We start from the raw sequence: 20,215 nt of genomic DNA, 5'->3' as shown, positions 1-20,215 counted from the left end.
ATGGCTTTTTTTAACCCGCACAAGGTAGATTTCAACTACGATACGAGGATGATAGATGCAGTCGGAGCGGTCGGTAGATCGCTCTATGAAATTTATAAGGACAATGTGGCGAAAAATCAAAATCAGGCGCAACTTGACGAGACGAACCGCGCAAATTTGATGAAAGAATACCTATACGGGCAGAAAAATCAAGAAACCGCGCGGCACAATCAAACAATCGAAGCCGAAACCTCAAAGAAAAACGCATTCGATCAGGATTTGAGCTTAAAAAACTTCTACAGCACCGACGCGCTACGCAGGGCTCAAATCGGCAATCTATACGCCGACAACGCGCGAGCGAATAAAGCCCTTGCCTTTCAAATAGGGCAGGCGCAGGATAAAGCGAGAGATGAGCAGGAAAAACAGGCGGGCATCGATATGGCGTGGTATAACGCGGGGCAACAAGGCGGGCAATTCGGGGAGTTGCCTGCGGGCTTGAGCGACGCGGAGAAGATCAATCTAGGTAGGCGGTATAGATTACAAACCGAAGCGCAAGGAGGAATTTACAAGGCGCAAGAGCCTATTTTGAAGCAGCAAGAGGAGCAACGCAAGCAAAAGCAGATCGACGCCGAAGCGGATATTATATTTTCGCAGCTAGGAGGACAAATTCCGCAAGGGATGACCGATCCGCAGGCGCAGCGCGAATATATCAACGCCTACGCCGCGGCAAAGACGAACCCGCAGCTGGTAAAGCAAACCGAAGCATCGGCGGGGCAGAAAAACGCAATCGCACTAAATCAAAAGAAATTTTTAGAGGGAATGAGCGCCCTTAATGCGGGCGAGAATTTCATCAACACCACCTCAAATTTAAGCAGTCTTACGGGTAAAGGCATTGAAACGCAAAGCGGCATATTCGATAGAGCCGTAAATGCTCTCGGCGCGAATATCAGCACCGATGCGGCGGCCTTTAATGCGTCTGCCGATCGCTGGGCTAGAGCTAGACAAAATCTACAGAAAGGAAACGGAAATTTTAATTACACGACCTTTAGAGATAATCTCGACCCGGGGCTCACGGGGTCTAAAACCGCGCAAGAAACCGCGATAAATTCATACATACAAGACCTGATGGAAGTCCAAAATGTAATAGATAACCTAAGAGCTCAAGGTTACGCGGGAGCCGATGACTATCAAAGACAGCTTGACGCGAAAATGAAATTAATCGAGGACATAAGAGAGCTGCTGGCGGGGCAAAAGAGGGGCGCAAAAGCGAGCAGCGGGGAGGCGACGCAGCTATTTATGCAAAAAATGGGTATACCTGTAAGCGCTGCGCCGATAAATTCCGCCCCACAGCGAGGATACCCAAGCGACGATCTGCGTCAGAGGTTGGACGAAATAGGCATTTTTAACGAGGAGTTTTAGATGAATGCAAGAAGTTTTTTAGGAGATGAAAAAATCAGCGCGTTGATGCAGCGGGGATATTCACCCGAGCAAATCACAAACTACGCCAAAACTGAATATTATAAGCAGCAGGGCGCGCAGCAGGCAAGCTTAACCCCGCAACAAGAAACCCAAGCCGCGTCACAACAAAACGTAGTTTTGCGCCCCGCGCCGCAACAGAGCGAAAATACCGATTGGGCGGCACAAGGTTATCGCCCCGTGCCGATAAGAGACGAGCAGACGGGAGAAGTCGTAAATTCCGCACCAAAATTAGGGCTTGACGGGCGCCCTATTCCTGCTGCGCCTACACCTGGGCGCAGTGAGGAAGCACGAGCCAACGATAAGAAGAGTAAATTTTTAGGCGGGGCGCTTGACGGGTTAGGAATGGAGGTAAAGACTATTCTTGCTAATTCGTTTTTTGGAAGCGGCGAACCGGCAAAAAGCAAAGATGAAATTTTGCGAGACAAGGTAGCAAAAGCATCTAGCAGGTCTCTTTTTCAAACCATAGCAGGAGATGAAAAAGATGCCGCGGAGCTACAAAAAGATTTAGATTATATCGCAAAAAATGCAGGATATGAGCTTGGCGCAGTGCAGACTAGCGACGGCAAAATTTACTTCGGAACCCGAGGCGCGAACGGGCAAATTATTCAAAAAGAGGTTACGCCTAGCCTCTGGGACGACCTAGCCGCGCGCAAGACCGAGATAGCAGGAGGCGTCGTCGGTGCAGGGCTCGCTCCGTTTACCGGCGGGGCTAGTCTTGTGCCTATGCTAGCTATGAGCGCAGGAGGTAGCGCGATAGGCTCGATGAATGATCTGCGCCAAAAAGGCGAAGCGGTCGGCAGAGAGTATAGTGCGGGGGATTATGCCTCAAGGGCGCTTCAGGCTGCGGGCGAGGACGCATTGGGCGGCGCTGCCGCCATAGGAGTGGGTAAACTCGTAAAAGCGGCAGCTCCCGCGATCAAACAGGCGGGCGAAAAAATAATAAGCCCAGTAGTAAAAAAGGCGGCAAGCCTAGCCGACAACAGCATTTTGGCAAATTTGGCTCGCCGCGCGACGACCGACAATATCGAGGGAGCCGAGGCACAGTATATTAAATCTATGGGCGGCGAAGCACAGGCTCTTAAAGATTTAGCCGCTACGAAAAATGCGCTAGGAGAGGAGGGATTTAGCCAATTTTCTAACGCAGATAGGTCCTTCCAAATCCCTAAAACCGGTAGCGAAAGCATAGATAAAGGGATAGGTTTTGCAAACGAAAAAATCATAAAACCCGCCGAACAGACGATCAAGCGCGTTATTCAAGGCGAAAATTTAAGCCAAAGAGAAGCCGATCTGCTCGCAAGCGCGCTAAGCAACGACAAGGGAGCAAAGCTCGTCCTCGACAGCGTAGCGAGCGATGCAAACGCATTCGCCAAAACGCAAAAGGTTATGCAGGGGTTAAACTCCAGTTTCGCGAAAAATATCGGCGAGGCCTTTAAGGATGCGCCTAATGCGGTTCAAACTCTCAAAGAGTATGCGGCGCGCACAAAAGGGGATTTTAGCAATGTCATAAAGACGCTGGATAATGAATTTAGCACCGCGGGACTTGATACGCGCGCCTTATCTAAAAATGTCTCTGCGGCGCTACAAGACACGCTCGGGAACTCGCGCACCACAAAGCACATAATGAAAGCTATCGAGCGCGGAGGACTTGACGGGCTGCAGGACGCGAGGTCGTTTATCAACAAAGAAATGTCGGCTATGAAGGGGGCAAATGATGCCCTTAGCAGAGAGCGCATCCTTGAGCTCGGCGACGCGCGAGCGATCATTGATGATGCCGTAAACGGCGCGCTCGATCAGTTTTCGCGTATAAATCCACGCGTAGGCGAGCGAGCAAAAGCGCTTATGGAGACGGCGCGAAATGACTACAGGGCTTTTAAGGAAGTGCAAGAAAGCGATCTTTACAAGCGCTTAACGGGGGCTATGAAAGATACGAACGACCTAACGAGCGCACTTATCAAAAGTGCAGACAATCAGACGGGTAAAAATTTAGACGAGATTTTAAGCGTATTAAATCCCGCCGAACGCGCAAACATAGAGGGAAGTCTTTTAAAAAATATCGTCGAGCGAAACACAAAAAACGGCATAACCGATTTTGAAAAAGCTTTCGAGCAGATAGACAAAATCCCTTTTAAATCGCAGCGCGTGGCGGGAGCGGTAGAGGAGCTGAAGCAAAGCGCACCGCTGTTAAAAAATTCGGGTGAAATTTTAAAACAGCTGTCTGAAATGGCGCCAAAAACCGCCGAACTACAGCAAGGTATCGGCAAAACTATTGCTGCTGCGTTTCAAGTAATGCTTAGAAATCGCGTAGTAAACAAATTGAAATCCAAAATCCCGTGGTATGGCAATAATCAAGCGCTTAAAAACCATATCGCAAACGCCCTTAAAAATGCGGGCGATTTAGAGGGCGCGATAAAAAATATCGAAGCGATACCGACGGAGGGTTTAGATAGCGCGACCAAAGAGGGACTAAGTAAATTTGTAAAAGAGGTAGTCCCCGAGATTAGGCAAATTATAAAAACCCAAAATGATGACGCCGTAAGGGCTAAATTTAGCCCCGAGGAATTAAAAAAGGCGTTGACAGATTCAAGCTTAACCACGCAAGAAAAGGTGAATTTGGTAGAGCGAGCAAAGCAACAGATCAAAGAGGAGCTAGATCAAAAGGCGGGCAAAGTCGCCAAGGGAGAGCTTGTCAAGCAGGGCGAGGGTTTTGCGGTCAAGGATGGCGGCAAGCCTTATCAATACGCGCAGCAGACATTTAAGCCCGAGCAGTGGATCAATGATTTAAGCGGAATTCTGACCGACAAATGGGCTGCAAATTTAAAAAGCCTCGCGGTAAAACACCCCGAGATGTTTAAGAGCGAGGCAGATGTTTTTAGGGTAATCAAGGAGATCAAAAACAATCCTACGCGCTTTTTTAAGAACAATAATTCGGAAAACGCCCTGATACTTAAAGATTTAAGCGAGACAAAGACGGGCGAGGTAGGCATTCGTAAAACAGACGGGCAAATAATCCACGCTACGACCAATGATAAAGAAAAAAGGTTAAATCAGCTAAACAAGAGACAAAATAAAATTTTAGGAAACACTCAATTGGAAAGTAGCGACCGGTCGGCGCGCCTCAGCCGACACTCCGATACTAGTCGGACAATGGCTACCGCAGATAATGCGGGGTCGGTCGCTAATGATCCTATTATACCCCAAAACTCCCAAAAAGTAAAGGAGCTATCCCCTGCCGAGCTAAGAAAGGCGATAATAAATGCTAAAGACGATAAAGAACGCCTAGCCATAATAGAAAATCAAAAGGCGGGGATTAGACAGAGGCTTGAGGATGAGGCAGTGGGCGATAAGTCCGCAGATAAGCTGGCTAAAGAAGCGCAGATATTAGCGGACAATAAACCCGCAGAGAAAAAATTTACTCTCGAAACAATTAAAAGCTTTGATCACAGAAAACACGGACATGCGTATTTATCCAAAATAAGTTTTAACGATAGGAAGCCCGTAAGGGAATTTATAGACAGCAACACCCGCATGTGGGATAGTAAGCGTAAATATTATGAAACCTCTTACACTTTTAATGCCAAAGAGGGTGATATGTTTGAAGCAAGGCTGGATGACGGAAGCTGGAAAAGCGACCTTAGAGACTATTATATCGTTAAAAAAGACGACAAGGGCGAGCTTTATTTAAGCAGGGCAAAAGAGCTATCCTATCTGCAAAAAGAAGCTATAAAAGAAGCTGAAACCAAAAGCGAATGGGAGACTAAAATTTTAAGTTCTGCAAATGTCGAAAAGCTAAACAAGATAATGCGCGACATAGAGCATACCGAAGTCATCACGCCCAACAATAGAGCCAAGCTATATGTAGCAATAACGAATAGACTAAAAGAGCTAAGAGAAGCGAGAAAATAATTCAGGTGCGAGGCTATACCCCCGCACCAATAGCCTAGCTTGAGCGGATCTTGCTGGGCAAATGCCGAATTATACTTAAATTTATACAAATCCCTCAAATTTATTAAAAATCTTTCAATCTTGCCGTTTCAGTCCATAAATGCTGTAGATTATGGACGCTCAAAAAGCCAAAATTGCCTTAACTTTCAAAAGGAGAACGTTATGGCAATCACATCTACGGGCTTTCAAGCCCCGGCAACAAAAAGAGAAGGGTTGAAGCCCTCCGTCTACGATAGCATAATCCTAATCGGAGCGGACGACACCCCCCTCCTAAGTCTCATCGGAACCTCAAGCGTTACGAATACCGAGCATAGTTGGCTAACCGACAATATCGCGGCGCCCAAAAAGAACGCACAGCTTGAGATTAGCGATTTTGCCGATGATCGAAAATCGACTCTTCAAAAAACCACCAACAGCGCGCAAATTTTCACTACCAACATAAGCGTATCTTATACGATGCAGAAGGTAGCCACCTATGGCGGAAAAGAGATGGAGCGCGAAACGGCTAAGCGCGCCAAAGAGCATAAGCGCGATATGGAATACGCACTATTCGGACTAGGCCGCGATACGGACACCAAAGTATCCATATTTAAAGCTCCTACTCCGCGAACCGATGCGGTCGCGGGCGAGATGGCGGGACTTTTCTACTATATTTCCAAAGGGGAGGCGGCATTTGCTAACGGCAGACGCGGCAATGTCCTTGCTTTCGATAGTAAGAAAGACTGGACCGGCACGCCTTCAGTTTTAACCGAGGAATATTTAAATCAAATTCTGCAAAGCATTTGGGATACGGGTGCGACACCTAGAGATGTTTTCATTGGCGCAAAACTCAAAAAAGCGATTAACGCTTTCGCTACCCGCCAATTCGGTAACGAAAAAAGCATCAATTCAAGCGTCGTAAGCCTTGACACCGACTTCGGAAAGGTAAATTTTAGACTTCACCGATACCTATCCGAGCAAAACAGGTTAGACGACGTGCTAATTGCGGGCGATTTTAGCTTTATGAAAAACGGACTTTTGATCCCTACTATGATCGAAAACGTAACCACTAGCAAGACCGCAAAACAAAAGCGCTACTACACCGAGGCAACGCTTGAGGTGCGAAATGCGGACGCTTTTGCAATCGGCGTAGGACTAAAGGTCAAATAATGACATCGAAATTCGCAAAAGAATTTCTAGCCCATAAGATCGTGGGCGGCAAAAAAATGCCGCCCGATCAGATATTGTCCGAAATGTTTTTAGAGGCTATGCTGTGGGTAGCCAACAAATGCACGCCTAGCGAATTATTGCGTAGCGTAGAGAGCAAACGAGTGTATAGAAACGTCGCAAATGGCTTTTATATCACATACCCTGATAAACCGAATTTTGATGACGAAAAAGAGCATATTATGATCGATGAGAGCCTAACGTATGCGGTAATCAACTACGTAGCATTTATCATCAATCAAGACGCTTTTTATAGGGATTTGGCGCTTGAAATTATTTCGGATTATATCGCAAACGACGGCAAAGAAAGGATATTCGATGACTGAGGAGGGCTTTAATACAGCGCTTTTAAACGCCAAGGCAATATCGGACATTGATATTTTAGAGTTGCTGCGGATTTTGGCGGAGAGGCTGAAAATTCTTGATGCTCTCATTACAGCAAGCATATTAGAGGGGTAAAAAATGGTATCGATTTATGAACTTAAACTGGGTGCTGAAAAGCTTGAAATTCTAAAGACCCTAAGCGCAGAAATAGAAAAAGCGATCGCCTCTATCGGCAAAATCGATAACAGCCGCTTAAATACTATCTATAACGACATCTTGGAAAAAGCAAATCAGGTCTTGCAAGATAAAAATTTCGTCCAAGAGCTTAAGGACAAGGTGGACGTCGCGCATAAAGACATTTCAGAAAAAGCCGCCACGATAAATCAAAAATTCGAGCAGCAGCAGACCCTATTGGAAAGCCTGCGAAAGTTGAAAGCAGAGATAGAGGTCGTCTTAAAAAGCGGAATTATTAACGACGAGGCTCAAAGCGCCATTCAAACTTATAGCTCGAATTTGATTGAGCGGAAGTTAGCGACCAAAGCGAGCGTGGAGTATGGTTACTCAAAGATTGAGGCGAATGCGAAATTTGAGACCCTCGCGCAGGGTATAACCACCGCAATAAGCGCCACCGCAGGCAAGCTCGGCAAAACCGAGCAAGCCGCAGATAGCGCAAAATTAGGCGGAGCCGCTGCAAGTATTAACGAAACTGCGGATACGATAGTCAAAAGAACGCAGGAAGGAGATATAAAAGCTCGATACTCACTATGTGAACACGTCGGGCTAGGCGCAAATACTCAAGATAATTTGATGGGGGCAACTAGCGAATTAATTTTTCGCAATGCGGAAGATAAATATGAGCGTGGGGCTACGCTAACAAGAGTTTTGCAATGCCTAAATTCCGTCCAAAACGATGTCGCGTGGATGGATAGCGATGCCATAACACCGGACAATAAAAACCAAGTAGGATATGCTAGATTGCCGGGCGGATTGATAATTCAGTTTGGTATGACGCATAGGTTAGCAACAGGCGAAGCTAGAACGCAGATATTTCCAATGGCATTTCCTCATGCTTGTTTCGTAGTTTTATGCTCGCCGCATTTGCCATTGCCTGAAAATGGAATTCTAAGCCCATATACGCAAGCGTGGAGCACAACAACCTGCACGGTCAAGAACGTCGATTCGGATAGTTCTTGTCATATAGCATGGATAGCAATAGGAAATTAGGAGAGATTATGAAATACGTAAACTATGACGGAAATTCAAAAATTCTAGGATACTACGATAGTGAGATACACAAAAACATCCCGACTCCAAACGTCGAAATAAGCGACGAGCAATGGGCTAAGGCTATCAGTGACGGAGCCACTCACATAAACCCCGAGACGAAAGCTTTCAGCACGAAGATAGAGGAGCCGCCTATCGAGCAGCTTCGCGAAGCAAAGACCGCTGAGCTTGCGAGATGGACGCACGATATGGGAGATAGCTGCAAGATCAATCTCAAAGACTTCGGCGTCATCAACGGCGGCTATCTCTATCTCCTAAACGTCGAGGCCATGATAGATACTTTTGATAGTCTTGAAGTAAGGGCGTTTAGGATGTATGATAACTCGATGAAGGCGATAAGCGGCCAAGAGGAGTTGAAGCGCATTAAAAAGGCGATTCAGCTCGGGGGTCAAAAACTCCACACTCTAAAATGGCAGTATGAACTCAAAATTTCAAAAGCAAAGAGCAAAAAAGAGCTAGACGCCATAGTGTTTGCGGACACAATCGAGGTGGCGCTATGAGCTACCTTTTGATATTTCTCCCTGCGTTTATACTTGGAATTCTTGCCTGCCCGCTGGTAATTTTTCTAAGGGCTCGCAAATGCGGCCAATGGGATCATTCCAATATGATGAATATCTTTCGAGTGGTCGCGCACCTTGCGACGCACCCCGACGACTTTGCGAAATTTCAATACCCTGACGGCTCAAAGCCTTTCTGGTATCTAGGTAGCGATGAATTCGCTGATGTCGTGAAGAGCCGCCCAAAGGAGCGATGATGTTTTGGGTACTCAATAGGCTACGCGGGCGATACGCCTACTTTGCGAAAATCAATGCGCTGGTAGTGGCTCTGCTGATATTTGCCTTTTTGGGAAATTTCTACCTTGCGATCATCTGCGGGCTCGGGTATTTGCTCGGAGAAAGCAAAGGCTGGGGCGTATGGGTCGGCGCGCTCGTAACCCACGGCAGTTACACAAGCGAGCATGAGGTGAAATTTATCGAGCGCCTTGCCCGCAAGATTATCAAAGACCCGCGCGAGCATTGGCTAGGCTATTGCCGCGTCTGTTTGTTTCTGCGCGGGCTTTTATGGTGGCTACCGGTATTCGTACCGCTGCTCTTTGCGGGCATTTACGGCGCGCCGCTTTTTGCCGTAGCTCTTGCGGCGGGTTTTCCGCTTGCTTGTGAGCTAGGATACCGCACGAAATGGACGATCAAATTTCGAGCATTTGAAGCGAGCGATGCGTGGGGCAGGCAAGAGGTGTTTTATGGGGCTATGCAGGATGCGGCGTTTATAATTTTATGGGTGATGATATGAGTTTTAAAATTTACCTTGGAATTATCGGCGCGCTGATCCTTACCAGCCTTGCGCTGGCGGGGTGGAACCATAGCCTAAAGAACAAGATCGAGCAGCTGAACAAAGACCTAGTATTCGCCAAAACGCAAGAGCTCGTAAGCTCCTCGAATTTGCAGGCTTGCAACGCAAAGATCGATCTGCAAAACGCCAAATTTGAAGAGATCGCTCTGCAAAACGAAAAGCTCAAAGCCGCCGGTCCTATCATCAAAAAAGAGATAGAAACTAGATACAAGCCGATAAATGTGCCGATAAGGGACGCAAAATGCGAAAAGAAGCTGAAATTCTATGAGGAAATATTCAGGGAGATGGGCAGATGAAAACAGGACAGCTATATATGCCGCAGTATTCAAAGCCTCTGCGGAAAACATTTTTGATGGATAAAAACTACCAAAAAGAGCTAGCTAGGCACAAGCGAGAGTATATCATCAGATTTTTTCTTTTTCTGATAGGGCTGGCGCTGTGCGTATCTCTTAGCGGGTGTGCAAAACAGGCGCCGATAACAAGAACGGAATATAAAGACGTTTTCATTCCGATAAGGTGCAAAGTAAGCCTCCCTGCAAAGCCTAAATTTGATCCAGACAATATGCAAAGCGCGGTCGAGCTGGCAAAATACTATCAAACCTGCGAAGCGCTCCTGAAGGAGTGCGCGAATGTGGGGGATCGATAAAGAAGTGTGGAACTACATACTTGTAGGGATCATAAGCTTTTTGGGCTCAATGCTGGGGATCGGTAGCGGAAATATGAAGCTGCGAGGATCGGGCGGACAAAAGGTCATATCGTGGCTCGTGGCGGTGGGCTCATCGATGCTGTTTGCGTTTGTGAGCTACGCGGTGCTGAGCGAGTTTATGCCCGGCAGTCCCAAATCCTGCATAGCTCTTAGCGGAGCGGTGGCTTGGTTCGGCGCAGATTGGGTCAGAGCAAAAATAAATAGCTTCTTGTCGAAGAAGATTAAAAATTTAAAAGATACGGATTTCGGAGGATCGGAATATGAAGATAAAGATAAATAGATTTAAAAACATTCACGACGGAACGATCGGGAAACTCACGATCACGGACGACGGAAAGAGGCTTTTTGAGTGCTTCACCCTAGAGCCGGCAGGCGGCGATACTACGCAGAGGGGCAAGGATAGGCGTATACCGGCAGGCAGGTATCAAATGGAGTGGCACAATAGCTCAAGACAAAAACGGATGTGTCCGCTTCTATATAACGAGCTGGTGCCGAAAGATAGATACATTCTGATCCATACGGGCAATATCCCGCAAGAAACATCGGGATGTATTCTCGTAGGCGACGGACACAACGCTGCGGGGGTTACAAACTCCGTTCGGGCATACAATTCGTTTTTTGAAATTTGCATAGGCAAACACATAGAATTCATAGAGATCACAAACGAGGAGGGGATATGAGCCTGCTAGAAAACATCAAAGCTCACGAGGGCTTTCGGGATCACATATACAAAGACAGCCTCGGAAAGGCTACGATAGGATACGGCTTTTTGGTAGCCGCTCTTAGCCCTGATGAGCTCAAGCTAAACGGCGGCAAGGCGGAACCGATGAGCCGAGAGGTGGCGTATAAAATTTTAAATCTCAAACTAAAAAAGCTTCAAAAACGGCTCTTTCAGTGTTTGCGGTGGCTTGCGGACAAGCCGCAAAACGTGCAGGACACCCTAATCGAAATGGCATATCAGCTAGGGCTTGCGGGGCTTATGGGCTTCCGTCATACCTTAGGCTGCATAGAAGCAGGCGATTACGCACAAGCGGCAAGAAATTTAAAAGCAAGCTTGCTTTACCGCCAAACCCCAAAAAGGGTTGAGGGCTACATTAAAGGACTGAAAAATGGCTGATTATAAAGAAGCATATAGCGAGCTTTACAAGCGCGTGCTCGGCGACACTATGGCGGCTGATACGCCGTATCAAAAATTTACCGCTAAGATCGATGAATACATGCAGCTTTACGGGCTACATAACGATAAGAAATTTGATATGCTTTGCAACACCCTCGTTTCGATGACGCAAAGCGTAACGACGAGCTCACAAGATATAGCCCTAAGGCTTCTAAGCGAAAGCGAGGAGTTGCCGCTGCGAAAACAGCAGCTCGAAGCCCAAGTAAAAATAGCCGATGCGGATGTAAAACTCAAGGAGCGCGAGCTTGATCTGATGGAGAAAAAGCTTGCCCTAGCGGACAAAGAAGCCGCATTCAACGAAGCGCGCACAAAGCTTATCAACGCTCAAACCGAAAGTGAGGGCGAACGCAAAAAGGCTATTACGCGCGAGATTGAAAGTTACAACGACAAGCTACGAGTGCAAGAAGCAACGATGCTAAAGGATGCAAATTTTGGCTATTCGGTAGGAGGATTAGTGCCGCCTGCGGATCTGACGACGAGAATGTTTGACGCGATCGATAAAATCACTCCGTAAGGAGAAAGAATGTCTACCGAAGCAGCAGCGTTTTTTAAACAGACCTCGTGGAATTTCGTAGAAGACGCCAGAAACGGGATGATATGGAGTATGCTTGCATACAACCGTACCCATGAGTATCTACATAAGCAGCTAGTGCGAAAAGGGCGTGTTTCGAGAATTTTTATCGATACCAAACAATGGGGACGAGTTTATTTTTGCAAAGACAGCAGCGAAACGTCAAGGGACATAGATTGGAAGCCTATCCCTCCCGAATACGGAGCATATAATATCAACAGCGGAGGAGTGCAGCCTTATACCAGAGACGGGGGCAATAATCTTGGACTTTCGCAACTGTTCAGCAAACAAAAGCCTACCGAAACATATAATGGCCCGAGCGAGGGGCAGATAACGGATTATTTTTGGGTCAAAAAAACAAAAATTTCGGATTTTACTTTTTATTGTAAGAATTCGGGCGGGAAATTCAATGCTTCTAAGATAATAGAATACGTAAAGTCCTTACCCGACACGCCCAAAAACCCGCATGGCTTCGAGGGTCGCGCCAAGGGAGAGGGTCTAGCCGCCGCGCTTGGTTTAGAAAACTACGAATACGCAAGCGGGTATGTTTTAGACATATCCGAAGGGACCGCTCTTTTATACTATGCCGTTGCTTGGTATAGCGCAAAAGAAGATAAAATTACGTGGAGAGCATACGGCAAAGCGTATCCGCTTTTTTATGCCGATAGCGATGCTCCCGTTATAGGCGTGAGAAAGTGGATAAAAAACTGGAACGTGTATAACGGGGTAGCGTATCACACAAAAACAAAAAAGGGCGGATGGTACAAACAAATAATCCCGCCCGTACTTTTCATCGTTTCTGCAATCCTCGTCGCTGTTTCGGTAGGCACTTATGGTCCTGCCGCGGCGGCTACGATAGGCGCGATCGCAGGTAGCGGTGCGGTAACCTTGGCGGGCGTAATGGCGACACTCGCAATCGCAGGCGCAATCGGCGGTTTTATTGCTACGCTTGGAATGCTAAGCGGGAATAAGTCCCTAAGTAAATTTGGACGCGTAGTAGGTTGGATCGGCGCGATCGGATCGATTTATACCGCCGCAAAAGACTTTTTCTTTCAAACCGCCGCCGCTCAAAACGCAAGCACGGCTACCAACCAAGCCGTTGCAGGAGCAGCAGGCGCCAATCAAACCTGCCAGCTTTACAACGGCGTGAGCGTAAGCTCTTGGGCGGGAGCCGGTAGCTCCGCGGGTCTAGGCTCTGCAGCGACACAAGGAGCGTCTATAGGCGGATTTGCGGCAGCTGGTGCTACTTCGACATCACAATTGTATCTTACGACTGCGTTAAGAGCTCTGTCTATCGGCTCCAAAGCTTTTGCACTCGTGCAGGACATACGCGGCGCTTTTCGCAAGGCGGGCGACACACAGGATACGGATATGCAAGAGCAAAGCGCAGATGAAAAAGTCGTCAGCGTAAATTCCGACGCCGATATGGACGAAGAAAACGCAAAAAGACGCTTTTATGAGCGCGATGTCGAATACGACTTGGGCTTAGAGGGCGGCACGCTAATATCGATCGACGATAGCGCTATGAACGAACCTAATAGCGCGATAAGAAGTATTTAAATTTATCCCCCGTCCGTTACGTTTTTACTTATCTTTTTACTGATTATAAATTTTGTATAATTAAGTGTATAACTAAAATTTACATATTGCCTATTTTAGGCGATATACATATTATAATCAAATCTCCTGTGGTCACCATTTCATCACTTAAAATCAATTAAAATTTTCTAGCATTTAGCTGCCTGCCCTTGAAATTTAAGACTTCATTTGATTTTGTAGTATTTTGGTTGAAATTTCATCATATTTTTTTATCTGGGCTAATTGCTCTAGAATGAAAGTCGCGCGAATTAAAATTTAGATCAAATTTTTAAATTCACGGCTAAATCCTACCGCTGCTTATATTTTCTAGATTGCGTAGCCTGTTCCAGTTCTGCTCGTTTTGTAAATTTCTCATATTTTGCCGCCGCTGCATCTGCTCCATCTGCTGCTGTGTTTGCTGCTGCATTAGGCTTCGCTGCGTGGCGATATATTGCTCATGCGCTCTTTGCTGTGCTTGCGCGCTGTCCGCTCTGAATGAATTAAGCGTATCTTGCGATACCGCCTGCTCTTGCGCCTTTCGCGCGACTTCGGCGTCAATCTTTTGCCGCTTCGCGCAGCGATTTGACTGCTCCTTATTTAGCGAGCTTATGACGTCGCATCTGCTCGCGTCCGCCAAGAATGGAGCCTCCTCGTCGCCCTGCGAGAGTAGCGAGCAACCGCCAAGCAACACGACTAAAACCAAGGCAAGGAAAAATTTTAACTTCATAGCCGCCTCTTAAATTTTATCTTTAATTCCCGACCGCTGCTAGTCTGCGCCCTTTGCTAGGTCGAATCCGCACTGCGCCACAAGCGCCTTATCGCTTGCGATGCTATCGCCGGTGGTGGTTAGGAAATTGCCCGTAAGCGCCGAGTTGATGCCGCATCCAAGCGCCGTGCGCACGTGCTCTCCCAAATTCCGCCTGCCGCCTGCGAAGCGCAGATACGCGCGCGGCAAGATGAAGCGATAGATCGCGATCGATTTTAAAATTTCATCGTGCTCTAACGGCGCGGCGTTTTGCAGCGGAGTGCCCTTGATTGGGGTCAGGATATTGATCGGCACGGAGCTAACGCCCAACTCTCGCAGCTGCAGCGCCATATCGATGCGATCCTCCATGCCCTCGCCCAGCCCGAAAATCCCGCCGCTACATACGTCAAGCCCCACGGCGCGGCAGTTTCGTATCGTTTGGATGCGATCGTCGTAGCTGTGCGTCGTGCAGATCTGCGGATAAAATTTGCGCGAAGTCTCGAGATTGTGATGATAGGTCTGCACGCCGCTAGCTTTAAGCAGCGCTAGCGCGGGCTTTGAGGCGATTCCCAGCGAGGCGCACAGATGCAGCCGCGTTTCGCTTCGCAGCCGCTCGTAAATCGCGCAGTATGCCCTCAGATCGGAGCTTTTTTGAGAAATTCCGCGCCCGCTGGCAACGAGCGAGAAGCGGTGCGTCTGTTCGGCTTCGTTCGCAAGCGCGGCGCTTAGCACCTGCTGCTCGCCCAAAATTCCGTAAGTCTCGCAGCCCGTATCAAAATGCGCCGACTGCGCGCAGTATTTGCAGTCCTCGCTACAGCGCCCCGATTTTACGTTTATGATCGTGCAGAGATTAAATTTATCGCCGCAAAAAGCACGCCTGATCTCATCCGCCGCCGCAAAAAGCGCGCCCAAATCCTCGCATCGCGCCAGCTCTAGCGCCTGCTGCTTTGCAATCTCGCAGCCGCCTATCACGCGATCTTTCAGCTCAGAAACATAAAATTTGTCTATCAATACTTAGCCTTTTTGAAAAAAAATGCATAATTATACAATGCGAAATTTAAAGCAAAGCTCGCGCGTGAAATTTTGGCGCAGAAATTTTGCGCTAAAAATTTTATGCGAAATTTTACGCCCTTGCTCGCCGATTTTGTGCCGCGACTTTTACGGACGGCTCATCTGCGACATCTGCGTGCGATTTATCGTTTTGAAATTTTATTTTGGCTAAAATTGCGGCTTTAAATTTAAAGGTAAAAAATGAAATACGACGTTATCGTTGTGGGTGGCGGGCACGCTGGTATCGAGGCGAGCTTAGCCGCCGCAAAAATGGGCGCAAAGACGCTGCTAATTACGATCTTAGCCGAGCAGATCGGCGCTGCGAGCTGTAACCCTGCAATAGGCGGCCTTGCGAAGGGACATCTGGTAAAGGAGATCGACGCTCTGGGCGGTCAGATGGGGCTTGCGGCGGATGCGTGCGGGCTGCAGTTTAGAATTTTAAACGAGAGTAAGGGTCCCGCCGTGCGAGGCTCGCGCGCTCAGATCGATATGGATGAATACCGCATCTACATGCGAAATTTGCTGCTAAACACGCAGGGGCTGGATGTAAGCCAGGAGATCGCGAGTGAAATTTTAACCTGCGAGCAAGGCGGCGAGCCGTGCATTTGCGGCGTTAAAACCCATCTTGGCAACGTTTATGAGACCGAGCATCTGATAATCACCGCAGGCACCTTTTTAAACGGACTAATTCACGTAGGCGAGAACAAGCTACAAGCGGGGCGCGTGGGCGAGCTGGCGAGCGTCGAGCTAGCCGAATCGCTGCGAAGCCTGGGTTTGCAAATGGGGCGGCTAAAGACGGGCACCTGCCCGAGGATCGATGCTAAGACGATCGATTTTAGCGTGCTTGAGCGCCAAGACGGCGACGCCGATCCGCGCCCTTTCAGCTTTCGCAGCAAAAATTTTGCGCCGAAGCAGCTTGCTTGCTTCATCGCTTATACGAACGAGCGCACGCATGAGATCATCCGCGAAAATTTCGCCCGCGCGCCGATGTTTACGGGGCAAATTTCAAGCACCGGCCCGCGCTACTGCCCGAGCATCGAGACAAAAATTTATGAATTTCCAAATCGCGACCGCCACCACGTTTTCGTCGAGCCGCAGACGCGCGAGGCCACGGAGTATTACGTAAACGGGCTTTCTACGAGCCTTCCTTACGACGTGCAGATTGCGTTTTTGCGCACGATCAAAGGCTTTGAAAATGCTAAAATCGTCCGCCCGGGCTATGCGATCGAGTACGATTTCATCGATCCTACCGAACTTAAACACAGCCTCGAGACTAAAAAGATCCGCGGGCTGTTTTTGGCAGGCCAGATCAACGGCACCACCGGCTACGAGGAGGCCGCGGCGCAGGGGCTGATGGCGGGCATCAACGCCGTACTTGATTTGCGCGGGCGGCAGCCTTTGATCTTGCGTAGGGATGAGGCGTATATCGGCGTTTTGATCGACGATCTGGTTACCAAGGGCACGAACGAGCCTTACCGAATGTTTACTTCGCGTGCGGAATTTCGCCTGCTGCTGCGCGAGGGCAACGCCGTGCTACGCCTGAGCGAATACGGCCGCGAGATCGGTCTTTTAGACGAGGCGAGCTACGAGCGGGCGCGTAAGCTTAAGCTTGATGTGCAGAGCGGAATGGAATTTTTGCTAAAAACGCAGATTACCCCTTCGAAACAGACGCTTAGCCTGCTACAAAGTATCGGCGCAGAGCCCATTTCGCAAAGCTGCAGCTTGCAAAAAATTGTAGCCAAAAGCGGCTTTTCAAAGGCGAGCTTGCTTGCTCTGGTGCCGCATTTTGAGAGTTTTAGCGATGAGGTTTTGGATGAAATTTTAACGCAGTGCAAGTATCATTTCTACATCGCGATGCAGCGCGCCGAGGTCGAGAGGATGAAGGGGCTGCTGGGCGTCGCGATCCCGCCGCAGATCGATTTTAGCAAGATCGGAGGGCTTAGCAACGAGATCGTGCAGAAGCTAAATCGCTTTGCGCCGCCGACGCTTTTTGCCGCGAGCGAGATCAGCGGCGTAACGCCCGCTGCGATCGATATTTTGCACATTTACATCAAGCAAAATTTTGGCTTGAAATAAGCTGCGCGTCTGGCGTGAGAAAGCCGTAGTAGAATTTGACTACGCGAACAAAATAGGAATGAGCATGCAAGATGAGTTAAATTTAAGCCTGAGAAAATTTGCAAGAGACTACGACAAAGAGCCGCTAGTCATCAAAGACGAAACTAATCAAGTCATAAAAATTTCGATTATTTTGATGCTTGCGTTAATGGCTTTTGGAATTTTAAGAAACGTATTTTTTGGCGGCAACTCCGATATATTTAAAATTTCATTATGCTTTTTGCTCGTCATAGGCAGGAGAAAATTCGATATGAATTTCTATAGAAACGCTTATGTCTATTTTTATAATGATAAAATCGTCAAGATAATTGACGGTAACATTTTTGCGGAAATTGCGCCGCGTCAAATACGAAAGCTTCACAAAACAGTATCCTACGCGCTTCCGATACATTACGGGCTAGATAGCGTCGGCGGTAAATCAGGCATAATATTTCTTGTCGTTATCATGGCGGCGATGTTTGTAGTTCTGCCCGTAGCGACATCTGTTTTTATAATTTTAGCGACGATCTGCATGGTGCTTTTGCCTCAGATCATTTTTCATTTTGGCAAGGGCGTTGATAGTGTTTTTGATATGATATTTTTACAGGGCAAAAACGGCTTGTTTTGTAATTTTATGATCAGCGATCCAAATGATTACGCAGAGCTGCGCAGATATTTCAAAGTCGTTTGCAACAAAAATTTAGACCTAGCCGAAAAGAAAATCACAGCGTTATTTGAAGTAAGCAAATTGGAGATAAATTTATTAGCTAAATTTATCACCGAGCGCAACAAAAAGGGCGATGCCTAGAGTTAAATTTAGATTTTAGCAGAGCCGGTAAAGTTTATAAAATTTAAAAATATAGTTGAAATTTTGCGCTCTCGCTTTAGGCCTTTAAATTTGACTCAAAATTTTGCAATCCGTCAAATTTAATCCTATCTGCTAATTTCTGTCATGGACGTGAACACAGATAGAGCTTATCGCTCCTGGTGCGCCAAAAGAGGATAAATTTACGGCGGAATTTCACGCAGTCCGGGTAAAATTTTATTCGAGAAATGAGAACGGATTTAAAATTTAACCGTTTTTTCAAGCGAATTTTGCCACAATTACGCTCAAATTTCATTGGGGCGAAAGATGAAAAAATATACCAAGCAAATCCTCGCGATGCTCGCGCTAAACGCGATCTACAGCGGCTCGGGGATCTTGATTTTAAGCTTTATCAATAAATATCTACTTGACGGCGCCGAAAGAGGCGGCAGGATCATCGCGCTATTTTTCGCGCTCTTGGCGCTATTTTTGCTGCTTTCGGTGCTAAGCCGCATCATGCTTTGCAAGATGGAAAACGACTTCGTATTCGATCTGCGCACCAAGATCATCAAGCAGATCATCGATACGAAGTTCGAGCGCATCGAGGCTGCGTCGAAGGCGAACCTGCTTGCATCCCTTTCTAGCGATATTTCGCGCCTGACCGAGGGCTTTATGCGCATCTCCGAGCTCATTCAAGGCGCGATGATTGTGCTATTTTGCAGCATCTATGTGCTATACATCGCGCCTATGATGTTTGCGTTTTTATTCGTTTGGATCGGCGCGCTGATGGTATTCAACCGCTTTTTGATGAAAAAAGTCATGCAAAATTACGATCTGTACCGCCAAAACGAGGACGTTTTGTATAAAAACTACGCCGCGGCGATCGAGGGGCACAAGGAGCTGTCGCTAAGCCTAGCCAAAGCAAAGAGCCTATACGAAAACGACTTTTTGCCCAACGCGCAAAATTTACGCCAAAGCTCGCTGCGAGCCGAGGTTTACGGCGCGTTTGCGAGCAATTTTATGAACGTGATGATGCTAGGCGCGGTGGGCTTTGTGCTTTATTTTGGGCTTAGCGGCGGCAAAGCGGAGCTCGCAAACGCCGTAACGATCGCGCTTACGGTGCTTTTTTTGCGCGCGCCTTTGATGATGCTAATATTCTCGCTTCCTAGCGTGCTGCGCGCCAAGATTGCCTACGCAAAGATTAAAGAATTAAATTTAGACCCATTCGTGCAGGGCTTTGAGCTTGTGCAAATGCAGCCATGGCGCAGCTTGGAGCTTAAAGACGTGGGCTTTTCGTATCCCGGCGGGAAATTCGGCATAAAAGGGGTAAGCTTGCAGCTAAATGCGGGCGAGACGGTGTTTTTAATCGGCGAAAACGGCAGCGGCAAATCGACGCTTTTTATGATTTTAGCGGGCCTTTACACGCCGCAAGCAGGCGAAATTTTAGCCGATGGCGCGGCTCTTAAACTCTCTGATCTGCGCGCCTACAGCAACAACATAAGCGCGGTTTTCAGCGATTTTTATCTCTTCGACTACGCTACGGGCGATGCGGACATCGCGCGCGAGTGGTTGGCGCTCACGCACCTTAAGGATAAGGTTGAGCTAAAGGGAGCCAAATTTAGCACCACGAGCCTATCTAGCGGACAGCGCAAGCGTTTGGCGCTCGTAAGCGTGCTGATGGACGGGCGAAAATTTTTGATGCTCGATGAGTTTGCGGCCGATCTCGATCCGCAGTTTCGCACGGAGTTTTACGAGCGAATTTTGCCGGAGCTGAAATCGCGCGGATACACGATATTTGCGATCTCGCACGATGATAAATACTTCGGCGCCGCAGATAAAATTTATAAGATGCAAAGAGGCGAAATGTCGCGCATAAAGTAAAGCGGCGAAATTTTAAAATTCTACGCAGAATTTCGCGATGGAAT

At 47.7% G+C, this 20,215-nt stretch carries 22 protein-coding genes; 20 read left to right on the top strand and 2 right to left on the bottom strand.

Annotated elements, in window-relative coordinates; genetic code table 11:
* The 16 genes from Q0323_RS10415 (at position 1) to Q0323_RS10340 (ending at position 13,578) form a co-directional block, all read left to right on the top strand.
* On the top strand, positions 1 to 1,398 hold the full coding sequence (locus Q0323_RS10415; protein WP_298054241.1) for a hypothetical protein: 1,398 nt from the start codon (positions 1 to 3) through the stop codon (positions 1,396 to 1,398).
* Positions 1,399 to 5,361: a hypothetical protein gene (locus tag Q0323_RS10410; RefSeq protein WP_298054240.1), complete on the top strand. Its 3,963-nt coding sequence runs from the start codon at positions 1,399 to 1,401 to the stop codon at positions 5,359 to 5,361. It abuts the gene before it with no gap.
* Between the two features lie 201 nt (positions 5,362 to 5,562).
* Positions 5,563 to 6,549 (top strand): DUF5309 family protein, encoded by a 987-nt coding sequence (locus tag Q0323_RS10405; protein WP_298054238.1) that lies wholly within the window; start codon positions 5,563 to 5,565, stop codon positions 6,547 to 6,549.
* Positions 6,549 to 6,932, top strand: coding sequence for a hypothetical protein (locus tag Q0323_RS10400; protein ID WP_298054234.1), 384 nt, complete (start codon positions 6,549 to 6,551; stop codon positions 6,930 to 6,932). Before Q0323_RS10405 ends, Q0323_RS10400 begins: the two co-directional genes overlap by 1 nt.
* The gene (locus tag Q0323_RS10395; RefSeq protein ID WP_298054232.1) at positions 6,925 to 7,065 is read left to right on the top strand and encodes a hypothetical protein; all 141 of its coding nucleotides are present in this window, start codon (positions 6,925 to 6,927) and stop codon (positions 7,063 to 7,065) included. The genes Q0323_RS10400 and Q0323_RS10395 overlap by 8 nt, the downstream gene beginning before the upstream one ends.
* A gap of 3 nt (positions 7,066 to 7,068) precedes the next feature.
* A complete protein-coding gene (locus Q0323_RS10390; protein ID WP_298054229.1) occupies positions 7,069 to 8,154 on the top strand; it encodes a hypothetical protein in 1,086 nt (361 codons plus the stop codon).
* A gap of 8 nt (positions 8,155 to 8,162) precedes the next feature.
* Complete coding sequence (locus Q0323_RS10385; RefSeq protein ID WP_298054226.1) at positions 8,163 to 8,714, top strand: hypothetical protein; 552 nt, start codon at positions 8,163 to 8,165, stop codon at positions 8,712 to 8,714.
* A complete protein-coding gene (locus Q0323_RS10380; protein ID WP_298054224.1) occupies positions 8,711 to 8,968 on the top strand; it encodes a hypothetical protein in 258 nt (85 codons plus the stop codon). The genes Q0323_RS10385 and Q0323_RS10380 overlap by 4 nt, the downstream gene beginning before the upstream one ends.
* Positions 8,968 to 9,504 carry a hypothetical protein gene (locus Q0323_RS10375; RefSeq protein WP_298054221.1) on the top strand — a complete coding sequence of 179 codons (537 nt, stop codon included), beginning with the start codon at positions 8,968 to 8,970 and terminating at the stop codon, positions 9,502 to 9,504. The genes Q0323_RS10380 and Q0323_RS10375 overlap by 1 nt, the downstream gene beginning before the upstream one ends.
* On the top strand, positions 9,501 to 9,860 hold the full coding sequence (locus Q0323_RS10370; protein ID WP_298054216.1) for a hypothetical protein: 360 nt from the start codon (positions 9,501 to 9,503) through the stop codon (positions 9,858 to 9,860). The genes Q0323_RS10375 and Q0323_RS10370 overlap by 4 nt, the downstream gene beginning before the upstream one ends.
* Positions 9,857 to 10,210, top strand: a complete 354-nt coding sequence (locus Q0323_RS10365) for a hypothetical protein (RefSeq protein WP_298054214.1) — start codon at positions 9,857 to 9,859, stop codon at positions 10,208 to 10,210. Before Q0323_RS10370 ends, Q0323_RS10365 begins: the two co-directional genes overlap by 4 nt.
* Positions 10,194 to 10,550 carry a hypothetical protein gene (locus Q0323_RS10360; protein ID WP_298054211.1) on the top strand — a complete coding sequence of 119 codons (357 nt, stop codon included), beginning with the start codon at positions 10,194 to 10,196 and terminating at the stop codon, positions 10,548 to 10,550. The genes Q0323_RS10365 and Q0323_RS10360 overlap by 17 nt, the downstream gene beginning before the upstream one ends.
* Complete coding sequence (locus Q0323_RS10355; protein WP_298054209.1) at positions 10,531 to 10,950, top strand: DUF5675 family protein; 420 nt, start codon at positions 10,531 to 10,533, stop codon at positions 10,948 to 10,950. Before Q0323_RS10360 ends, Q0323_RS10355 begins: the two co-directional genes overlap by 20 nt.
* A complete protein-coding gene (locus tag Q0323_RS10350) occupies positions 10,947 to 11,387 on the top strand; it encodes a glycoside hydrolase family protein (protein ID WP_298054208.1) in 441 nt (146 codons plus the stop codon). The genes Q0323_RS10355 and Q0323_RS10350 overlap by 4 nt, the downstream gene beginning before the upstream one ends.
* Entirely contained in the window at positions 11,380 to 11,961 is a 582-nt protein-coding gene (locus tag Q0323_RS10345) for a hypothetical protein (protein WP_298054206.1), read from the top strand. The genes Q0323_RS10350 and Q0323_RS10345 overlap by 8 nt, the downstream gene beginning before the upstream one ends.
* Positions 11,962 to 11,970: 9 nt before the next feature.
* On the top strand, positions 11,971 to 13,578 hold the full coding sequence (locus tag Q0323_RS10340) for a hypothetical protein (protein ID WP_298054205.1): 1,608 nt from the start codon (positions 11,971 to 11,973) through the stop codon (positions 13,576 to 13,578).
* A 319-nt stretch (positions 13,579 to 13,897) separates the two neighbouring features.
* Here the strand turns inward: Q0323_RS10340 and Q0323_RS10335 are convergent, their stop codons facing one another.
* Positions 13,898 to 14,323 (bottom strand): hypothetical protein, encoded by a 426-nt coding sequence (locus tag Q0323_RS10335; protein ID WP_298054203.1) that lies wholly within the window; start codon positions 14,321 to 14,323, stop codon positions 13,898 to 13,900.
* A gap of 39 nt (positions 14,324 to 14,362) precedes the next feature.
* Complete coding sequence (gene bioB / locus Q0323_RS10330; RefSeq protein ID WP_298054201.1) at positions 14,363 to 15,352, bottom strand: biotin synthase BioB; 990 nt, start codon at positions 15,350 to 15,352, stop codon at positions 14,363 to 14,365.
* A gap of 22 nt (positions 15,353 to 15,374) precedes the next feature.
* Here bioB and Q0323_RS10325 point away from each other — a divergent pair, with 22 nt between their 5' ends.
* From Q0323_RS10325 to Q0323_RS10310, 4 genes are all read left to right on the top strand, one after another.
* A complete protein-coding gene (locus Q0323_RS10325) occupies positions 15,375 to 15,563 on the top strand; it encodes a hypothetical protein (protein WP_298054199.1) in 189 nt (62 codons plus the stop codon).
* A gap of 29 nt (positions 15,564 to 15,592) precedes the next feature.
* Positions 15,593 to 17,467, top strand: a complete 1,875-nt coding sequence (gene mnmG, locus Q0323_RS10320) for a tRNA uridine-5-carboxymethylaminomethyl(34) synthesis enzyme MnmG (protein WP_298054196.1) — start codon at positions 15,593 to 15,595, stop codon at positions 17,465 to 17,467.
* A 64-nt stretch (positions 17,468 to 17,531) separates the two neighbouring features.
* Positions 17,532 to 18,293, top strand: a complete 762-nt coding sequence (locus tag Q0323_RS10315; protein ID WP_298054194.1) for a hypothetical protein — start codon at positions 17,532 to 17,534, stop codon at positions 18,291 to 18,293.
* Positions 18,294 to 18,617: 324 nt separating this feature from the next.
* The gene (locus tag Q0323_RS10310; protein ID WP_298054191.1) at positions 18,618 to 20,171 is read left to right on the top strand and encodes an ATP-binding cassette domain-containing protein; all 1,554 of its coding nucleotides are present in this window, start codon (positions 18,618 to 18,620) and stop codon (positions 20,169 to 20,171) included.
* Positions 20,172 to 20,215: the final 44 nt, after the last annotated feature.

The sequence above is a fragment of the uncultured Campylobacter sp. genome, from assembly GCF_938030145.1.
Classification (GTDB): Bacteria; Campylobacterota; Campylobacteria; order Campylobacterales; family Campylobacteraceae; genus Campylobacter_B.
Note: the sequence above shows the minus strand (reverse complement) of the source record. Positions and strands in the feature narration are given on the sequence as shown.